Below are 18,598 nucleotides of genomic sequence, written 5' to 3'. Positions count from 1 at the left end.
AAAACCGCCGGCAAGCCGGCGGTTTTCGATCGCCCGAGGGCGATAACTTACTGCTTCGGGGCTTCTTCAGCGGCCGGGGCAGCAGCGTCGGCCGGAGCGGCAGCGGCGTCAGCCGGAGCAGCAGCAGCGTCAGTCGGGGCAGCAGCAGCGTCAGCCGGGGCAGCAGCAGCGTCAGCAGCGGCATCACCCACAGCAGCGGCGGCGTCTTGCACGGCGTCGGTCGTCGCAGCAGCAGCGTCTTGGGCGGCGTCAGCGGTCGTGGCGGCGGCGTCTTGAACAGCGTCAGCAGCCTGTTCGGTCGCGGCGGCGGCCGTGTCGGCAGCCTTCTGCGCGTCCTGGGCGGCGTCCTGGCAAGCGGACAGAGCGAGTGCCAGAGCGGCGGCGAGGGCAATCTTCGTGAGCTTCATTGGTATTCTCCTAGGAGTGAATGACTAAAAACGACCTCACTGGACTATTGGCTGGCCTGCCACTAGCGCAGCTTTTAGAAAGGTCGACTAGCGATATTACACGAGTTCCAGCGCAATCGCAGTGGCTTCGCCCCCACCGATGCAAAGCGACGCCATGCCGCGTTTGCCGCCGGTCACACGCAAGGCATTGATCAGGCTCACCACGATCCGGGCGCCGGTGGCGCCAATCGGATGCCCGAGGGCGCAGGCGCCGCCGTGGACGTTCATTTTCTCGTGTGGAATATGCAATTCCGTCATAGCCGCCATCGTCACACAGGCGAACGCCTCGTTGACCTCGAACAAGTCGACGTCGGCAACGGTCCAGTTCAGCTTGGCGAGCAACTTCTGCATGGCGCCGACCGGCGCGGTGGTGAACCATGCGGGTTCCTGGGCGTGGCTGCTGTGGCCGAGCACCCGCGCCAGCGGCTTCAGGCCGCGAGCGGTCGCGTCGGATTCGCGCATCAGCACCAGTGCTGCGGCGCCGTCTGAAATCTTGGAGGAACTCGCCGCGGTGATCGTGCCGTCTTTCTTGAAGGCCGCGCGAAGGGTCGGGATCTTGCCGAGATCGCACTTTGCGGGTTCTTCGTCGGCGTCGATCAGGACCTCACCCTTGCGTCCGGCCACTTTGACCGGCGCGATTTCGTTTTTCAGCGCGCCCGAAGACTGCGCGGCCAAAGCGCGCTTGACGGATTCTGCCGAAAACGCGTCCTGGGCCTCGCGCGTGTAGGCGAACTTTTCGACGCACATTTCGCCAAATACACCCATGGCCTGCTTGTCGTAGGGATTCTGGAGGCCGTCCCAGGCCATGTGATCGAGCATCTCGATCGAGCCGTATTTCGACCCGGTACGGCTGTTGGGCAGCAGGTGCGGGGCGTTTGTCATCGATTCCATGCCGCCGGCGACGACAACGTCGGTACTGCCGACCTTGAGGGCGTCGTGTCCGAGCATGATGGCCTTCATGCCCGATCCGCACACCTTGTTGATCGTCGTCGCGCCAGCGCTGGTCGGCAGACCCGCGGCCAATGCGGCCTGCCGTGCCGGTGCTTGACCGAGCCCGGCCGGCAGCACGCAGCCAAAGATGACTTCGGTGACCTGGTCGGCGCCAAGGCCAGCCTCGGTCAGTGCGCCCGAGATCGCCGCCGCTGCCAATTGTGGACTCGGTACGCCCGTGTACTGGCCGAGCAGGGAACCGATAGCGGTGCGCTTGGCACCGACGATAACGATGGCATCACTCATGAGCTTTCCTTTGGAAGGGCGGAGAATGCGCGATTATGCGGTGCAGCATTTTTCGCTGCAATCAAAAAACCGCCGGGAATGAGGCGCAAAACGCTACGAGATGTTGCGTCATGTCAATCATCGTTGCGAAAAGGTGGATTGGGTCACGTCGACGCATCACCGAAACCGGGCTTGTATGCGTTTGCCGCACAGCGTAGCCTCCAAGCATGGCGCCGCGCTCCCCCTGGTTGGCATATTTGTCGATCATCCTCGTTCTGTTCGCACAGATCGCGTGGGCTGCGCGTCCGCAATCGGCGGCCTCGGTATTTGACGACGTTCGGTTTCGACCCGTGACGGTGGAAGACGGCCTGAGCCAGTCCACGGTCAGATCCATGGTTCAGGACCTGTCGGGAACGGTCTGGGTCGGCACGATCGACGGATTGAACCGTCTGGATGCCCATAGCATCAGGGTGTATCGGCACGCGGACGACCAACCGAACAGTCTCCCTGACAACCACGTTGCAACGCTTGTGTTGGCGACGTCTGGCGAGCTGTGGCTCGGCACGCAGGGACGCGGTTTGGCCCGCTATCGTCCGGAAACTGACGACTTCGAGCAGATCGATCTGGATCCCGATGGCTCGCTGCCGGCCGCAAATTCGGTGTCTGCCCTGGTGTCGGATGGGGCGGGTGGCATCTGGGTGGCCAGCGCGGGCGGACGTCTTCGGCGTGTCGACACCCATACCCGGCGTATCGAAACACTCGGACTGGATTTTGGGCCCGCGCTGACGGCTGTCCGCGATCTGGCGTTACTCGACGACGGTCGCCTCGCCGTAGCGAGTGGCATTGGAGCATTCGTTGTCAGTGCCGATCGTAAGCAGATTCAGGAGCTTAAACTGGACGGCCACGCGCTGAACGCGTACACGCTCGTTCAAGGCAACCGCGGCGCCATTTTGGTGGGCACGGGCAGTGATGGCCTCATCGAATTTCAGAATCAAACGGTACTGAACCACTATCGCGCAAAGGATGGCCTGGTCAGCGATGCGGTGCGCAGTCTGAAGCGGGATGCTTCGGGACGGCTATGGGTGGGTACGAACGGCGGGATCAGTCGTATCGACCAGCGTCATCGGCAGATCGACAGCTGGACGCAAGATCCGATCGGCCGGAATGGGCTTGGCGGCAACCGTGTCGAGAGCATGATGATCGATCGCGACGGGTTGCTTTGGATTGGTACCTGGTCGAATGGCATCAGCATTCATGATCCGCAGACCGAATCGTTCCAGACTTTCAAGTATCGCCCCGACCGGCCAAACTTCTTGGCGAGTTCGACCGTGACGGCACTCACCATGACGCACGACGGCATGCTGATCGCCGGGTTGCATGAGGAGGGCGGCGGCGCCCGAATCGACCTGCAGCAAGGCGTGGTGCAACGTTACCTGCATGATCCGGCACGCACCGATTCCATCGCCGCCTCGTCCATCGCCACCTTGCTTGAGCGCCGCGACGGCAGTCTGTGGTTCGGAACGCAGACGGCCGGCTTGTCCAAACTGCGCCCCGATTCACGCGACCACTTCGAGCTGTATCAGTACGACCCGGCCGCGCCGACGTCATTGTCGAGCAACAATGTCGCCGACCTCCTGGAAGATCGCAGTGGCAACTTGTGGGTGGCGACGATTGGTGGCGGCATCGATCGTCTGTGCCCCGGTTGCACCGACTTTGAACGGTTGGGCAGCACCGACGGTTTGAGCTCGGTGTATGCGAATACGTTGCTCGAAACGGCTGACGGTGGCATCTGGATTGGCTACCGGACGGTCGGTGTCGATCGTTTGGACCCGGTCACCGGTGTGGTGACTGCGTATCGCGCCGGTGCCACTCCCGGCAGTTTGAGTTCCAATGCGGTCACGCACTTGTATGAGGCGCGCGATGGCAGTCTTTGGGTCGCAACGCAAGGAGGCGGCTTGAATCGTGGTCGGCGCGATGATGCGGGTCGTTATGTCTTTCACGCGTTGCGGCGGGCCGAGGGCTTGGGTTCGGACATGGTGTCGGCGGTGGGTGAGGACGGCAGCGGCGCGATCTGGGTCTCAACCGCCACAGGCATCAGCCGAATTAATCCCGCTGACCAAAGCATTGTCAATTTCGGCTGGTCGGAAGGCGCGCAGCGACGCGGCTATTTTGTTGGCGCCATTGCCAAACAATCCGAAGACATTTTCTATTTCGGTGGGCTCGAAGGCATCACCCGCTTCGATGCACGCCGCATTGGTGAGCCAAGGCCGCCGCGACGCCCGCAAATATCGGCGATTACGGCCTTGAGTCGTGAGCAGGCGACGCACCGGCGCATTGCGGTCAGTCGCCCGTTGCAGGCTGGTACCCCAACATTGGCCACAGTGGACCTTGCTTACGACGACGACATCGTGCACTTCGAGTTTTCCACCTTCAACTTTGCGAACGCCGAGTCGATTCACTACGCATACCAATTGGAAGGATTCGACGAGCATTGGGTCAATCTTGAGGACGGCAGCAATCGGGCAACGTTTACTGATCTGCCGGCAGGGGAGTATGCGCTTTTCGTGCGGGCCGCCGGGCCACGAAGCCTGCGCTGGATCGACAGCGAGGGGCCGGTCGTCGTTCGGGTTGCGTCGGCGCCGTGGTGGAATCCGTTCGCAATCGCGGCGTACGCGGTACTCCTGCTGTGCCTTGGTACGTGGCTCGGTTGGACCTTGTGGCAAGCAGTTCGGCAGCGCCTCGCCGCGCAACAACGCCTGCAAGAAAGCGAGCAGCGGTTGGCGCTGGCACTGGAGGCGTCTGGTGATGAGATCTGGGAATGTGACTTCCTCGATCATCGGTTGATCCGGTTCACACCGCACATCGAGCTGCGGATTCCGTCCGACACCAAAGTGTTCTCGATGAGCATGCTGCGCGACATTGTGCATCCGGACGATCTTCATATTTTCGATCATGCGATGCGGGACGTGCTCAAGGGTACCAAGGAGCAGATGCGAGCCACTTACCGCATGGGGCTCGCGAATGGTGGGTGGATCTGGGTGCAATCCTACGGGCGGGTCGTCGAGCGCGATGCCCAGGGGCTCGTGCGCCGGATCGCGGGTGTCTCGCGCGACGTCTCCGAAATCATGGCGCAGGACGAGGCGCTGCAACGAATCAATCAAGACCTGGAGCGACGGGTGGAGTCACGCACCCGTGATTTTCAGATTGCCAACGAACATCTGCGTCGGACGCTCGATGACCTGCGCAACGCGCAGAAGCAACTGGTGGAGTCCGAGAAGATGGCGGCGCTGGGTGGGTTGGTCGCCGGCGTGGCCCACGAGATCAACACACCGCTCGGGATTGGCGTGACCGCCGCCTCGCATCTCGAAACCGAGAGCCGTCGGATTGGCGAGCAGGCGCGCCAGAACACGCTGAAGCGGAGTGATCTGGAGCAGTTCTTGGCGATCGCCGACGAGAGCAGTCAACTGATTCTTCGCAATTTGCGGCGCGCCGACCACCTGATCAAGAGCTTCAAGCAAGTGGCGGTGGATCAATCCAGCGAGCAGCGGCGCATGGTCAACCTGCGCGAATACCTCGATGAGATTCTGACCTCATTGCAGCCGCGCCTGAAGAAAACGCCGTTCAAAGTCTCGATCGACTGCCCGGGCGACCTGCTGGTCGACACGTTCCCAGGAGCGCTCTATCAGGTGTTTGTCAATCTGGTGATGAACTCGATCATTCACGGTTTTGAAGGACGGGAGCACGGACAAATTGAGATTCACGCGAGCGTGCAACGGGATCGGCTGTGTATCGTGTATCGGGATGACGGGCGCGGCATGGCGGTAGAAGTCGTGGCTCGGATCTTTGAACCGTTCTTCACCACCAAACGTGGCCAAGGCGGAAGCGGCCTTGGCATGCACATCGTCTACAACCTGGTCGTCCAACTATTGGGTGGCAGCGTGCGTTGTCAGAGCGAGCCGGGGCAGGGGGTGCAGTTCCTGATCGAGTTGCCCCTAGCCAGTGGCGACGCGGCGCGCTGATCTGGTGGCGAATCGGGTCGCGAATAGCGTCTTCCCAAACTCCGTGCCATGGAGACCGGGTCGGCAGTGAGTCTGGCGTCCAGAATCGCCTTGATCGATGGGCTTCGACCTGCTGTCGCGCGACGTTAGTCCGGCAGTTGCGCACGGATCATTTCGACCCGATCCCAGTGCTCGAACAGGAGCGTGACCAGGCGGGGATCGAATTTGATGCCGTTCTGCTCGTGCACAAATGCGCGGATTTCTTCTGCGCTCCAGGCTTCCTTGTAGCAGCGCTTGCTGCCCAACGCATCGACGACATCAGCCAGTGCAGTGATCCGACCGCTGATCGAAATCTCCTCGCCCTTCAGTCCGCGCGGATAGCCCGAGCCATCCCAGTTCTCATGATGATCTTCGGCGATGATCGACGCCAATTGCAGCAGCGGTAGGCGCGAGGCCGACAACCAATTGGCACCGAGCTTGGCGTGGGTGCGCATGACTGCGGTTTCGTCTGGTGTGTGTTTGCCCGGCTTATTCAGAATGGCGTCGGGAATTCCGATCTTGCCGATATCGTGCAATGGTGCGGCGTGCCGCAGCATGACGCGCGCTTGGGGATCAAGCCCGAACAACTCGCCGAGCAACTCGGCAATCATGCCCACGCGGCGCACATGGTTCAGCGTATCGCGCGAGCGGCTCTCGGCCAAACCGGCCAGCAAGGTCACGACCTCGACCTGCGAGTCGAACATCTCGCGTTGCAGATGCAGGTTTTCGAACGCAATCGAGACATTCGTGCAGAACACTTCGACCAGCTTCATGTCGAGAGGCGACAAGGTCCAGCTTTCGCCGACATAGAGCAGACTTTCGGTGCGATGACTATCGGTGAAATGGAGTACGTAGTGATCGTTGCCAAACTGATGGTTCTTTTGCCGATACGCCAGTTTCAGCGATTCGACGATCCGCGGCGGCAGCTGCTCGTCGGCATTGGTCTGCACGAACTCAGCGTACTCGCCGGTTGCCGCGGCCACGACAAAGTGGTCGGGTGTTTGCGAGCCCGGGCGCATGACCTTGCAGTACAGCGCGCCTTTGTCCATTCCGACAAGGTTGCCGAGCTGATCCAGCACCGCCGACGCAAACTCGTGGCTGTGCTGATGCGAGAAAATGCGCGCCGAGGCATGGATGACGCGCTCAAGCCCGCGCTTGTTGGCTTCAATCGTCATGATGTCGCGATGCGCCCGCAGCGTGGCGTACATCATCGTCGACAGCTTCTGTGCGGTCAGCTCGGTCTTTTCTTTGTAATCGTTGATGTCGTAGTTGGCGATGACATCGTGCTCGGGTGCCTGGCCGGGTTGACCGGTGCGGAGCACGATGCGGACAAAATGATTGTGCAGTGTGTCGCGCACGAAGCGGACGACATCAAGCCCGGCCTGCTCGGTTTCCATGACCACATCGAGCAGCATGACCGCCACGTCAGGATTCGCGGCAATCAGTTCGCGCGCTTCTTTGCCGGAGTGGGCATGCAGAAAGTGGAGCGCGCGTCCTTCAAACCGAAATGCGCCAAGCACGAGTTTTGTGACGTTATGGACTTCCGGTTCATCGTCCACGATGAGCACGCGCCAAGGCGCCAGTGTTTCGACGGTTTCAGGAGCAAACAGATCGTCCATGCCATCCCCGGTTCGACTCGCCCCGAACATACCAGCGCCAGCTGTCGTTGGCGAGACTCGAAATCGGTGCTTCACGTTGCGCTTTATTGGCGGCGTGAATTTGTTTACAAGTCGCTCACGTCAACCACACGGCGTCGATCGATCGCGGCAAACAAAAAACGCCGGCAGTGGCCGGCGTTTTTTGCTGCGGAGCGCCAAATGGCGCGCCGATGACGATTACTGCTTGGCAGCAGCCGGCGTGCCGGCAACTTCGAGCAGTTCGACGTCGAAAATCAGCGTAGCATTCGGGCCGATGATGCCCGGCGTGCCGGTCTCGCCGTAGCCCAGGGCCGACGGAATGAACAGCTTGTACTTCGAGCCAGCAGGCATCAGCTGCAGGGCTTCGGTCCAGCCTGGGATCACGCCGTTCAGCGCGAATTCGGCCGGGGTGCCACGATCCACCGAGCTGTCAAACTTGGTGCCGTCGATCAGCGTGCCGGTGTAGTGCACCTTGACCATCGACGTTGGGCCAGGCTTGGCGCCGGTGCCTTGCTTGATCACCTGGTACTGCAGACCCGAGGCCGTGGACTTGATGCCCGGCTTCGACTTGTTGGCGGCCAAGAACTTCTCGCCTTCAACCTTGTTCGACTCGGCAGCAGCCTTTTGCTTGGCTTCCATCTTCGAGCGCAGGGCGGTCTGGAATTCGCCGCGAACCGTCTGGGCTTCGGCTTCGGTCAGCAGCGTCTTGCCGCCGGCCAGTGCCGTGCGCAGACCCTGAATCATGATCTCGACGTCGATTTCGTCTTTGATCTGGCGAACGCCGTTGGCGATGTCCATACCGACCATGTAGCTGGCCTTTTCCTTTTCGGTGGTGACCTTGTCAACCGCACCGGCCACTTGCGTCAACATCAGACTCGCGGCAATCGCGACGGCCAGGCCGCCTTTCAACAAAGACTTCATTCCTACGCTCCTCAATACATGCCCAAAAAATGCCGGAACCCGGCAGTCAAGTCCCGCATTGTCGCGGGCTTTGCAGAATCCTGCAAATCGGCACCTCAGAGCCGGATCCAGATCACAAGTTCCTGGGGGTTCCGGTTTGAATTCGTGTGCGATTCAGCAAGCGATCGAGCGTGGCGAGCGACCTAGGCGGCATCAGACTCAAATTGATGTGCGTTTTAGTTCGTAACGCCATGATTTACCTATGAAAAGACGGTGGCGCGGGCGTTGGCCCAAGCCGCCGAGTCGGTTTGGCAGTCGCAGCGATGGAGCGAGGCGCTACCTGGCGCAAAGCCTTCTCGATTGGCCCAAACCACGTCACAATCACCGACTTTTCACGAAGGAAGTCCTGGATGCGCACGTATTCCGCCCACGGTGGCCCATTGGTCGATTGTTATTTGGTTGGAGCGGCGCTCGACGCGCTGCGCGTGCGTCTGACGGAGTTGCCACGCCTGGACTTGAGCCCCCGCCAACTGTGCGACCTGGACCTGATTGCCAATGGCGCGTTTTCACCGCTGACTGGATTTCTGGGCGAGGCTGATTACAACTCGGTGGTGACGAACATGCGCTTGGCTGACGGCACCCTGTGGCCGATGCCGATTACGCTGGATGTGAGTGAGGCGGTTGCCGAGCAAGCCGTGGCGGCGGGCGGCCTGGTGCTGACAGATGCCGAAGGCGTCCCGGTGGCTGTTCTGGATCGGCCGACTGCGTTTCGTCCAGACTTGCGTCGAGAAGCCGAACTCGTCTTCGGTACGGTTGACGCCAAGCATCCAGCGGTGGCCTTTCTCCTTGAGCGGAGCAAGCCCGTGTATCTCGGCGGCGACGTGCTCGCCATCAATGCGCCGTTGCACTACGACTTCCGACGTCTGCGCCAGACACCGCGGCAACTTCAGGATGCGTTTGCCGAGCAAGGCTTTGCGCGGGTCGTAGCGTTCCAGACGCGGAATCCCATGCACAAGGCGCACTTCGAACTGACGCGTCGCGCCGCTGAGGCAATCGGCGGCGCCTTGCTGATTCATCCGGTCGTGGGCCTCACGAAACCAGGCGATATCGACCATTACACCCGGGTACGCTGCTACGAGCAGTTGCTGCCACATTACCCGGGGCATCGCACCGTGTTGAGCTTGCTGAACCTCGCGATGCGTATGGGCGGACCGCGTGAGGCCCTCTGGCATGCACTGATCCGCAAGAACCATGGCTGCACTCATTTCATCGTTGGCCGCGATCATGCCGGTCCAGGCAGTAGCAGCGCCGGCCAGCCATTTTATGGGCCTTACGACGCCCAGCACCTGGTCAGTCAGTTTGCCGACGAGATTGGCATCACCATGGTGCCGTTCGCCGAGATGGTCTATGTCGAAGAACGGCAGGATTACGCACCGATCGACGAGGTCAAGCCCGGCGAAACGGTACTGAACATCTCGGGAACTGAAATGCGACGTCTGCTGATGGAGGGCGCGGCAATCCCGGCGTGGTTCACGTTTCCGGAAGTCGCTGCCGAGTTGCAGCGCACGCATCCGCCACGTGCCCATCAGGGCTTTACGGTGTTCTTCACCGGGCTCTCTGGCGCCGGCAAGTCGACAATCGCGAACGCATTGATGGTGTCTTTGCTGGAGCGCGGTGGTCGCGCAGTCACGCTGCTCGACGGCGATCTGGTGCGGAAACATCTATCGAGCGAGCTTGGTTTTTCGCGCGAGCACCGCATGCTCAATGTGAGCCGGATCGGCTTTGTGGCCAGCGAAATCACCAAGAACGGTGGGGTCGCGGTTTGTGCGCCGATTGCGCCTTACGCCGAATCGCGACTCGCCGCTCGGCAAATGGTGGAAGCTTACGGTCCCTTTGTCGAGATTCACGTCTCGACGTCGCTCGAAGTCTGCGAGCAGCGTGACCGCAAAGGTCTCTATGCGTTGGCTCGGGCGGGCAAGATCCAGAGCTTTACCGGCATCAGTGATCCGTACGAAGTGCCCGAGAACCCCGAACTCCGGATCGACACGGCCACCCTGACGCAAACCGAGGCGGTTCAGCGTGTGCTCGACTATCTGGTTGCATTGGGCGTGATCGCGGCCGAGGCCGAGGTGACCGCTTGATGGTTGGGGTCCCGGCGTGCGGCTGGAATGGTCAGTTCCAGCCGCTGCACCGCTTCTCAGCCGCTCAGGGTCGACATATCATCGCGCTTCACGCTTACAGGGTCTGATCCATGCGCAAAGCCTTCGAAGTCCGCCGCTCGCCCATCCATGGCAATGGGGTGTTCGCCGCCAAAGATATCGCCAAAGGGGACGAGATCATCGAATACCGGGGCCGCGTTCTGAGCCATGCGGAGGCAAACGCGAAGTACGCCGACACCGTCGACACCGGCCACACGTTCCTGTTTACGTTGAACGACGAGTATGTGATCGATGCGAACACCAACGGCAACGAAGCGCGCTGGATCAACCACAGCTGCGATCCGAATGTGGTGGCGTTTCGGCATGACGCGAAAGACGGCAACCCGAAACACGAACGGGTGATTCTGGAAGCGCTGCGCGACATCAAGCGCGGCGAAGAGCTGACCTACGATTACAAGATCACGCTGGAGCAGCGGCACACCAAGGCGCTCAAGAAAATCTGGGCCTGCCGCTGCGGCGCACCGTGGTGCTCGGGCACGCTCTTGAAGGACAAGCGCGGCAAGCGGTGATTGAGCAGCCGGGCGCGCAGGTCTGCTCGCCTAAGCATCTGCTCGCCTCAGCATCTGCTCGCTGTAGTCGATACCTGTTTCAGGCCTTGCCTTCGAACAATTCGCGACCAATCAGCATGCGTCGGATCTCATTCGTGCCGGCACCGATGGCGTAGAGCTTGGCGTCGCGCAGCAGTCGGCCAGCCGGATATTCGTTGATGTAGCCGTTGCCGCCCAGCGTCTGGATCGCTTCGAGTCCGCACATCACGGCGCCCTCAGTGGCATGCAGCAGGCAGGCAGCCGGATCGATCCGCGATTTCACGCCCCGATCGTAGTCCATGGCCACCATGTAGGCGAATGCGCGCGCTGACTGCAGTGCGGTATACATGTCAGCGATTTTGGCTTGCATGATGCCGAACGTGCCGATGGGCGCGTCGAACTGTTTGCGCTCGCGAACATAGCCCAGAGACAGGTCAAGCGCTGCCTGCATGATGCCGATCGGGCCGCCGGACAACACGAGCCGCTCGGTATTGAGCCCACTCATCAGTACCTTGACGCCCTGGTTCAATTCGCCGAGCACATTTTCATTCGGGATCTCGCAGTTCTCGAACACCAGTTCACAGGTGTTGGAGCCGCGCATGCCGAGTTTGTCGAGTTTTTGGGCCGTGCGGAATCCAGGCATGCCTTTTTCCACAATGAATGCGGTCATGGCGCGAGACCCGGCTGCTTTCGGCGCGGTGCGCATGTAGACAATCAGCACGTCTGCGTCCGGGCCATTCGTAATCCACATCTTGTTGCCGTTCGCCACCCAGACGCCGTCGGCGCGCTGTTCGGCACGGCAGGACATCGAGCCGACCACGTCGGAACCCGCGCCCGGTTCGCTCATTGCCAATGCGCCAACATGCTCACCACTGCAGAGCATGGGCAAATACTTTGCGCGCTGGGTCGGATTGGCGTTGTTGTAGAGGTTTTGCACGCACAGATTGGAATGCGCGCCATAAGAAAGACCGACCGAGCCCGATGCCCGCGAAATCTCTTCCATCGCGACGACATGTGCCAGATAACCGAGCTCGGAGCCGCCAAATTCGCTTGGCAGCGTGATCCCGAGCAGACCCAGGTCACCGAGTTTGGCCCAGAGGTCACTCGGAAACAGGTTCTGTGCGTCGATCTCGTGCGCACGGGGCGCGATTTCTTTGTCGGCAAAGGCGCGTACGGTCTCGCGCAGAAGGTCCAGATCTTCGCCCAGCGGGAACGTTCGCATCGGTCGGTCTCTTGGCTTGGTCAGGCAAATCGAAATAGGGGCCGGGTAAACGCGGCCCCTTTAGGAGGGTATGAATTTGTCCATCCTGGACGTTCAGACCCGCATCGCCTCTGAACTGGTTCAGAGGCTCTCCAGTGTCGTGTCCCGCAACTAGTTTGAACAAATTTCTCGTCTTTCAAGCCAAAGCGGCGTTGCTCGTCGTCGCCGTAGTATCCACTACGTCTCCTCCTCGCGCCTTGCCTTGGCTCGAAACGCTTCCAAATTCTTATCAAGCTATTTGCGCGACACGACACTAGCATCGGCAGTCACGAATCGGGTCGCGCATCGTCGCCGACCCGAAACGCCGTCGATCAACCCATGCCGCGGGTGCGACCCAGGAAACGGGTCGGGTTGCCCATCTGCGGCAGGCGGATCTTGCCAATCGTCGCAATGCGCTCTTCAGCCAGACGGTCCGCCGCACGGTACGTCGTAATGCTGTCGCGCTTTGCGATCGCGAAGATCTTGCTCAGGTTGTGATAGATCGTGCGCATCATGCGCATCGCGCGCTCGCGGTTGTAACCGTCGATTTCGAGCGAGACATTCATCAGGCCGCCCGCGTTCACGGCGTAGTCGGGGGCATACAGAATGCCGCGACGTTCCACATCGTCACCACAGTCTTCAGTGGCCAACTGGTTGTTTGCGGCGCCGCAGATGACCTTGAACTTGAAGCGCGGAATCGTGTTGTGATTGACCGTGCCACCGAGCGCGCACGGCGAGTAGACATCCGCGTCAACGTCATAGATGTCGTCCAGGCCGACCGCTTCACAGCCATACTCATCAACGGCCCGCTGCACCGACTCACGGTTGATGTCGGTCACGAACACCTTGGCGCCATGTTCACGCAGCAGCTTCACGTATTCCATGCCGACGTGACCAACGCCCTGCACGGCATAGCTGTACTTGCCCACGTCTTCGTTGCCGAACTTGACGTTCAGTGCGGCCAACAGGCCCTGCATGGTGCCGTAAGCGGTGAATGGCGACGGATCGCCCGAGCCACCGTGGACTTGATGCACGCCGGTGACGAATTCGGTTTCCTTCAGCACCCATTCCATATCGTTGACATCGATTCCCACGTCTTCGGCCGTGATGTAGCGACCGTTCAGCGAGTTGACGAAGCGGCCGAACGCGCGGAACAGGGCTTCCGACTTGTCCTTGGACGGGTCGCCGATGATCACGGCCTTGCCGCCACCCAGGTTCAGGCCCGACACGGCGGCCTTGTAGGTCATGCCGCGGGACAGTCGGAGTACGTCGTTCAGCGCGTCCTGCTCAGTCTTGTATGGCCACATGCGGAGACCGCCGAGGGCCGGGCCGAGCACCGAGTTATGGATCGCGATGATGGCTTTCAGGCCGGCATCTTTGTTGTGGCAAAACACCACTTGCTCGTGGCCCGAGTTGGACAAGGTTTCGAAGATCATGATGGACTCCGGAAGAAAAAAAGTTCGGGCTGGGGGCGACAACTGGGCCAGCGAGGGCGCGCAGTGTAGCCACCCCGAGTCAGCGCCGGAAGGGCAGAATGCGGGTGGATTGGGCTGCTGCTGGCGGAAAGCTGGGCGGTCGACTGTTCGTGCGCCTCAAGCAAGCGTTTGATCGCTTTGTCCAGTCCGATCGAAATCAAACACTTGCAGCACAGACTTGGGCTGACAGCGCTGGTCGCACGCAGCCGCCTTGTGGTTCAGCCAGTGCTATCCGGTCGACCACGCCATGCCTGCTATCCTCCGCGCCCCTGTTCAATGGAGTCAAACATGCGTTGGGTTTGCGGTCTAATGTTGGTCTTGCTGCTGGGTCTTTCCGTGTCCAGCCCGGTTCGAGCGGATGATGCGGGTGTGCGGGCGGAGCTGATCAGTCTGTGGTCGAAAATGCTTGCGTCCAAGGACCTGGCCTACCGGGCGCACATGGTGACGACCGATAAGAAGGGCCGGAAATTCGAGAGCACCATGGCGGTACAGTGGCCCAACCGCTTCCACATGAAGAACCCGGACAGCGAGATGATCATCCTGCCGCAGGGCACCTGGATGAATGCCGGCGGCAATTGGATGAAGATGCCCATGGACATGAGCAAGATGATCCAGCAGTACACGCCAGACGCCATCAAGGCCGGGATGGACGGTATCCGGGCGGTCAGTTTCCTGGGCGAGTCCGACGTCAACGGCAAGAACTGCAAGCAGTATCGCTACGACTTCGACAGTAAGGTCATGGGCATTCGCTCGACCGGCACTGCGACGATTTCACTCGATGCCAGCACGGGCTTCCCGGTGCGCATGGAAACCACCGGCGAGGCAATGGGGCAGAAGTCGAGCACGGTTGTCGATTACGAATACGATCCGACCATTCGGATCACTGCGCCAAACTGAGGTCCCGCATGAGTCTGATTCACGTTCCTGTTTCGTTCGGCGAACTGCTCGACAAGATCGCCATTCTGGAAATCAAATCCGAACGCATGCGCGATCCGGCCAAGCTCGCGAATGTCCAGCGCGAGCTTGATGAGCTGCGTGCGACTTGGGGGCAGGCACCCGAGTCCAAGATCGACATCAACGAGCCGGTTTTGTTGCTGAAGGCGGTCAATGAGCGGCTCTGGGTGATCGAAGACGACATCCGGATCAAGGAATCGCGGCAGGAATTTGATGCCGAGTTCATTCGCCTGGCGCGCGCCGTCTATTTCGAAAACGACGAGCGGGCGCGTCTGAAGCGCGAGATCAATACGGCTTTGGGTTCGGCACTGGTCGAAGAGAAGTCGTATCAGGACTACCGGGTCAAGCCAGCTAACTGAGTCTTCCGTGTTGGATGCTGGTTTCAGCCCGGCCGTGACCGAATGGCGCGGCGATCGCCCTTCGGTCAACCGCCTTGACCCTGATCCGGCTGTGCGGCGGCCAATTGCCTCAACGCATCTGCGTCAAGCCGCCAGACTGGATACCGCCCCAAGTCCTGCTCGCGCCAGTCTGAGCGCATGAACCACCAGTTCAAACGCAGGAACGGATTTGCGGCAAAGGCTGGCTCGTTCGCGACTTTCTGATCGAACGCGGCCTTCATCTCGGGATGTTTGGCCGCGAGCGTCGCCGCCATGTTTTCGGCCACCCGCGGCTCGGCGTATTCGCGTTGCTCGAAGATCATGTTGAAGTAGCCAAGCCGCAGCAACGAATCCGGTCCAGTGGGTTCGAGGAGATGCGCGAGCACCCGTACGTTTGGCTGCGCAGCCGGAATCAGGATACTGCCCGCCGGCAGAACGCGCTCCACCTGATGCCGCTCGGACTGAAACTCGGCCAAACCGACGCGACCCTCGAATGACGCTGGCGCCCACTTCGGGTCCGACAGCACTTCTTCGGTGACCGTGACCGTAACGTCCAAAGGCAGCGCCTGATACTCGATCTGATGGCGGTCCAACTGCGCGAGCAGATGCCGATACGCGGGCGGCAGTACATAGGCCGCTGGCATCGTCACGGTCACGGCCGGTTTCTGTTGGTAGAAGTAGGGCAGCTTGATGGTCTTTGGTTTCTCGGTGTCGTAGACCGCGTATTTGGACCCCGAAAATGCACTCTCTCGGGTTTCGTAAGCGAATCCCTTGAATGGAATCTGCTGGCTGCTTCCGTCCGATTGCGTTGTCAAGACGACTTGCCGACCAATCAGACTCATGCTGCGTTGTTCGGCCTCCAAAACTGCCTGTTGCAGCGGCTGACCGAGTTTGACCAAGTGCTTCAGGCTGAGATCCAACAAGTCATACGTGGCGCGAACCCGAGTCTGATAGTCCTTCAGCATGTGTGTTTCGATCAGAAGCACCGGGCGATTGCGCGCGGCTGCGTAGCCCGTTGAGTACTTGGCTGTTGATACGAAATAGCTGACGCCCTGCTTCAAGTCGGCGCTGTCTAACGGTTCGGGATAAGACACTAGCAAATGCTTCCGTTGTGCTACTGCCGGAAACACGGTGTCGACAAAAAACGTTTTCTGCCACGTGCGGAGGCCGGAATCGAGCAGATCGAATTGCTCGAGATGCCAGGTCAGATCGTATTGATAGTCGGCGCCGTCGGTCGTGTGCGAGTCGTAAACGAGATGCGGCTGGAACTGATTCCAGAGTCCAAGCAAGGCGCGCATTTCGACGGTGTCCGCTTTCAGGAAATCGCGATTCAAGTTGTAGCGCTGACTCGTGCCGCGCCAACCCATGTTCGCGGGCCCATTTTGATTCGCGCGATTGAATGGAGAGCGACGCTCATGGCCGTCAAGATTGAAAATCGGGACGAAGGCGAGACTGATGGATGGGTAGGGCCAGCGGTGCTCTGGGTTGTCGGTGAGATCCCGCAACAACGCGATGCCGGCATCCTTGCCTTCGATTTCGCCAGCATGAATGCCGGCGATCAGCAGGACACGCGTCGTTGTCGACAGGTCCTCCGGATTGGCCTGATCGGCATTGGGCCCAGCCAGCACCCATTTCAGCTCACGCCCTTCTGGCGTGAGACCAAACGTTTGCATGCGAATATCGGGTGACTGATTGGCGATCTGATCCAGCAGCGCAAAGCTCGCCAGGGCCGAGTCAGTGTCCTGATATTGGGTCCGTTCGGCCAGTGTTTGCAGTGGTTTGGTGTCGACGGGCGGCGATTCCTTGGCCGTTATCGCGGTCGGCAGAATGGTCAGGGTGAGCGCCAAGGCGAGCGTGAGCGAACGGGGCATCAGTTCAGGACTCCTGCAGGGCATCGCGCTTCATTGCTTCTGCCTCGGCGTGGCCGAGGTAGCGGTCGATGGCCATGTGAATGAGATACAGAACGGGAATCATCAGGATCGCTACAACGCCTTTGTAGACATAATTGACCGAGCCGATGGCCAACCAAAGCGAGAGAGCCCACTTCTGTGGGCCGATGACAAAAGCGATATAGAGCACGACGAAGCTGTCGATGAATTGCGAGACCAGTGTCGACACCGTTGCGCGCAAACCAAGCCAGCGCTCGCCGGTGCGTTGACGGATGCGCTGGAAGATTGTGATGTCGATCAGCTGCGACAGCAAAAATGCGACGACCGAGCCCCAGATGGTCCAGGTGGCCTGGCCAAAAATGGCGGCGAATGCCGCTTGCTGATCGGGCACGCCTTGGTCTTTCATGACCCCGACCCACCAGTCGGCGGGGACCAGGGCGATCGCCAGATAAGCGAACAAGAACGCGTACAGGATCAGAACGACCGCAAGCCAGGACAGGAACCGGACGCCGCGTTTGCCGTAGTACTCGTTGATGATGTCGGTCATCACGAACACAATGGGCCAAAGCATGACGCCTGCCGTGAAATTCAGGCTGCCTTGGTGGCCAAAGAGGTTCCAGTTGAACGGCGAAATGCCGAGTGTGGGCTCCAGTGCAAAAATCTTCACGCCGACGAACTCGGCCAACAGCACATTGGTCAGGAAAAATCCGGACAGGATCAGAAACAGCTTCTGGCGTCGATTGAATCCAGTCATTGCGGTGTGCTCCGATGAAAGCGAATGACATCCGGTGCGCGCACGCCGCCGGAGATCACAAAGGTCATGGCCTGATCGACTGTCCAGTCGGTTGGGGTAAGTTTGGTCACCGGCACAATTTCCAGGTAGCCCGATGTTGGATTCGGTGTGGTGGGAACATAGACCGCCGCGAGTTCTTCGCCGGTGAGCTCGTCGCGCATGGTGCGCGTGACTAAGCCGATGGTTTTCATCTCAGGCGACGGAAAGTCGATGAGCACAACGCGTTGGGTGCCGTCGGGGCTCGTGCGGAGGGCATCGAGCAACTGTCTGGCGCTGCCGTAAACGGTTTTTGCCAGCGGAATCCTGGCCATCCAGGACTCGAAGTAATCCAGCAGGCGCTGTCCGACGACCCAGCTTGAAATCCAGCCGATCAGCAGGATGAAGGCGAGCGTGAGCGTGATCGCGACCAGTTGCTGGGCGCGATCGCTCTGCAACCAGCCGAAGGCCTGCGGCAGCGCATCGGCGAGCGGCGACAGCACCGCATAGACCAGCGGTTGGGACAGATAACCGAGGCCTTGAAGCACAAACTTGAATACGATCACCGTCAGCCAGATCGGCAGTAAGGTCAGGATTCCAGTCAGAAAATAGCGTTGCAGTCGGCTGAGCATGACGGTCCAGTCAGGGGCGTGATCCCGACAATCATGCCTGAGCGAGGGATGATCCGATAGGCATACCGAAGCGCCCTGGTTCTGGTGCGGTGCGCAATCGAAAGTTGTTGCAGAGTCGGGAAATTGTGAATTAAGTTCGATGGGTCTTCGGTGAATTCATCACAGAAGGTCGCCCAATGTCAGGGGATCAAGCATGTGCTCCAGGACCCAACCGGGCCCCAGGGGCAGCTGTGCGATCGAAATGCAGCGAAATCACAAGCTTTGCCAACAACAATCGAAAG

Annotated in this window: 14 protein-coding genes; 5 read left to right on the top strand and 9 right to left on the bottom strand. The window is 60.2% G+C overall.

Annotation, left to right across the window (positions count from 1 at the left end):
- Nucleotides 1-47: 47 nt before the first annotated feature.
- Nucleotides 48-407: a hypothetical protein gene (locus tag C7S18_RS11785; RefSeq protein WP_106891754.1), complete on the bottom strand. Its 360-nt coding sequence runs from the start codon at nucleotides 405-407 to the stop codon at nucleotides 48-50.
- 96 nt (nucleotides 408-503) lie between these two features.
- The gene (locus C7S18_RS11780; protein ID WP_106891753.1) at nucleotides 504-1,682 is read right to left on the bottom strand and encodes an acetyl-CoA C-acyltransferase; all 1,179 of its coding nucleotides are present in this window, start codon (nucleotides 1,680-1,682) and stop codon (nucleotides 504-506) included.
- A gap of 206 nt (nucleotides 1,683-1,888) precedes the next feature.
- Between C7S18_RS11780 and C7S18_RS11775 the strand changes: the two genes are divergently transcribed.
- Nucleotides 1,889-5,680, top strand: a complete 3,792-nt coding sequence (locus tag C7S18_RS11775; RefSeq protein ID WP_106891752.1) for a sensor histidine kinase — start codon at nucleotides 1,889-1,891, stop codon at nucleotides 5,678-5,680.
- Between the two features lie 125 nt (nucleotides 5,681-5,805).
- Here C7S18_RS11775 and C7S18_RS11770 read toward each other — a convergent pair whose 3' ends face one another.
- Both C7S18_RS11770 and bamJ read right to left on the bottom strand, forming a co-directional pair.
- Complete coding sequence (locus C7S18_RS11770) at nucleotides 5,806-7,317, bottom strand: DUF3369 domain-containing protein (RefSeq protein WP_170113236.1); 1,512 nt, start codon at nucleotides 7,315-7,317, stop codon at nucleotides 5,806-5,808.
- A 216-nt stretch (nucleotides 7,318-7,533) separates the two neighbouring features.
- On the bottom strand, nucleotides 7,534-8,256 hold the full coding sequence (gene bamJ, locus C7S18_RS11765; protein WP_106891750.1) for a BamJ family beta-barrel-assembly machinery protein: 723 nt from the start codon (nucleotides 8,254-8,256) through the stop codon (nucleotides 7,534-7,536).
- Between the two features lie 389 nt (nucleotides 8,257-8,645).
- On the opposite strand from bamJ, the gene C7S18_RS11760 reads away from it, so the two are divergent.
- Together C7S18_RS11760 and C7S18_RS11755 are read left to right on the top strand one after the other, a co-directional pair.
- Nucleotides 8,646-10,376: a bifunctional sulfate adenylyltransferase/adenylylsulfate kinase gene (locus C7S18_RS11760; protein ID WP_106891749.1), complete on the top strand. Its 1,731-nt coding sequence runs from the start codon at nucleotides 8,646-8,648 to the stop codon at nucleotides 10,374-10,376.
- A gap of 110 nt (nucleotides 10,377-10,486) precedes the next feature.
- Entirely contained in the window at nucleotides 10,487-10,963 is a 477-nt protein-coding gene (locus C7S18_RS11755) for an SET domain-containing protein (RefSeq protein WP_106891748.1), read from the top strand.
- Nucleotides 10,964-11,042: 79 nt separating this feature from the next.
- Here the strand turns inward: C7S18_RS11755 and C7S18_RS11750 are convergent, their stop codons facing one another.
- Complete coding sequence (locus C7S18_RS11750; protein WP_106891747.1) at nucleotides 11,043-12,203, bottom strand: acyl-CoA dehydrogenase family protein; 1,161 nt, start codon at nucleotides 12,201-12,203, stop codon at nucleotides 11,043-11,045.
- A gap of 350 nt (nucleotides 12,204-12,553) precedes the next feature.
- On the bottom strand, nucleotides 12,554-13,657 hold the full coding sequence (locus C7S18_RS11745) for a Glu/Leu/Phe/Val dehydrogenase dimerization domain-containing protein (protein WP_106891746.1): 1,104 nt from the start codon (nucleotides 13,655-13,657) through the stop codon (nucleotides 12,554-12,556).
- Nucleotides 13,658-13,984: 327 nt separating this feature from the next.
- Here C7S18_RS11745 and C7S18_RS11740 point away from each other — a divergent pair, with 327 nt between their 5' ends.
- Together C7S18_RS11740 and C7S18_RS11735 are read left to right on the top strand one after the other, a co-directional pair.
- On the top strand, nucleotides 13,985-14,593 hold the full coding sequence (locus tag C7S18_RS11740; RefSeq protein WP_146151892.1) for a hypothetical protein: 609 nt from the start codon (nucleotides 13,985-13,987) through the stop codon (nucleotides 14,591-14,593).
- An 8-nt stretch (nucleotides 14,594-14,601) separates the two neighbouring features.
- Entirely contained in the window at nucleotides 14,602-15,009 is a 408-nt protein-coding gene (locus C7S18_RS11735) for a DUF6165 family protein (RefSeq protein WP_106891744.1), read from the top strand.
- Nucleotides 15,010-15,074: 65 nt separating this feature from the next.
- On the opposite strand, the gene C7S18_RS11730 is transcribed toward C7S18_RS11735, so the two are convergent.
- Genes C7S18_RS11730 through C7S18_RS11720 form a run of 3 tightly spaced genes read right to left on the bottom strand, consistent with a single transcriptional unit; the run spans nucleotide 15,075 to nucleotide 18,317 of the window.
- Nucleotides 15,075-16,898, bottom strand: coding sequence for a M14 family metallopeptidase (locus C7S18_RS11730; protein ID WP_170113235.1), 1,824 nt, complete (start codon nucleotides 16,896-16,898; stop codon nucleotides 15,075-15,077).
- Between the two features lie 4 nt (nucleotides 16,899-16,902).
- Complete coding sequence (locus C7S18_RS11725; protein WP_106891742.1) at nucleotides 16,903-17,670, bottom strand: queuosine precursor transporter; 768 nt, start codon at nucleotides 17,668-17,670, stop codon at nucleotides 16,903-16,905.
- Nucleotides 17,667-18,317 carry a DUF502 domain-containing protein gene (locus C7S18_RS11720; RefSeq protein ID WP_106891741.1) on the bottom strand — a complete coding sequence of 217 codons (651 nt, stop codon included), beginning with the start codon at nucleotides 18,315-18,317 and terminating at the stop codon, nucleotides 17,667-17,669. The genes C7S18_RS11725 and C7S18_RS11720 overlap by 4 nt, the downstream gene beginning before the upstream one ends.
- Nucleotides 18,318-18,598 lie beyond the last annotated feature (281 nt).

This window comes from Ahniella affigens, assembly GCF_003015185.1.
Taxonomy (GTDB): Bacteria; Pseudomonadota; Gammaproteobacteria; order Xanthomonadales; family Ahniellaceae; genus Ahniella; species Ahniella affigens.
This window is presented reverse-complemented; position numbering and strand designations above follow the sequence as displayed.

What these genes read in the sequence shown, in the direction of transcription:
- bamJ (WP_106891750.1), bottom strand. Translation starts at nt 8,256, where the DNA reads ATGAAGTCTTTGTTGAAAGGCGGCCTGGCCGTCGCGATTGCCGCGAGT.
- C7S18_RS11780 (WP_106891753.1), bottom strand. Translation starts at nt 1,682, where the DNA reads ATGAGTGATGCCATCGTTATCGTCGGTGCCAAGCGCACCGCTATCGGT.
- C7S18_RS11750 (WP_106891747.1), bottom strand. Translation starts at nt 12,203, where the DNA reads ATGCGAACGTTCCCGCTGGGCGAAGATCTGGACCTTCTGCGCGAGACC.
- C7S18_RS11740 (WP_146151892.1), top strand. Translation starts at nt 13,985, where the DNA reads ATGCGTTGGGTTTGCGGTCTAATGTTGGTCTTGCTGCTGGGTCTTTCC.
- C7S18_RS11735 (WP_106891744.1), top strand. Translation starts at nt 14,602, where the DNA reads ATGAGTCTGATTCACGTTCCTGTTTCGTTCGGCGAACTGCTCGACAAG.
- C7S18_RS11775 (WP_106891752.1), top strand. Translation starts at nt 1,889, where the DNA reads ATGGCGCCGCGCTCCCCCTGGTTGGCATATTTGTCGATCATCCTCGTT.
- C7S18_RS11725 (WP_106891742.1), bottom strand. Translation starts at nt 17,670, where the DNA reads ATGACTGGATTCAATCGACGCCAGAAGCTGTTTCTGATCCTGTCCGGA.
- C7S18_RS11720 (WP_106891741.1), bottom strand. Translation starts at nt 18,317, where the DNA reads ATGCTCAGCCGACTGCAACGCTATTTTCTGACTGGAATCCTGACCTTA.
- C7S18_RS11730 (WP_170113235.1), bottom strand. Translation starts at nt 16,898, where the DNA reads ATGCCCCGTTCGCTCACGCTCGCCTTGGCGCTCACCCTGACCATTCTG.
- C7S18_RS11755 (WP_106891748.1), top strand. Translation starts at nt 10,487, where the DNA reads ATGCGCAAAGCCTTCGAAGTCCGCCGCTCGCCCATCCATGGCAATGGG.
- C7S18_RS11770 (WP_170113236.1), bottom strand. Translation starts at nt 7,317, where the DNA reads ATGGACGATCTGTTTGCTCCTGAAACCGTCGAAACACTGGCGCCTTGG.
- C7S18_RS11760 (WP_106891749.1), top strand. Translation starts at nt 8,646, where the DNA reads ATGCGCACGTATTCCGCCCACGGTGGCCCATTGGTCGATTGTTATTTG.
- C7S18_RS11745 (WP_106891746.1), bottom strand. Translation starts at nt 13,657, where the DNA reads ATGATCTTCGAAACCTTGTCCAACTCGGGCCACGAGCAAGTGGTGTTT.
- C7S18_RS11785 (WP_106891754.1), bottom strand. Translation starts at nt 407, where the DNA reads ATGAAGCTCACGAAGATTGCCCTCGCCGCCGCTCTGGCACTCGCTCTG.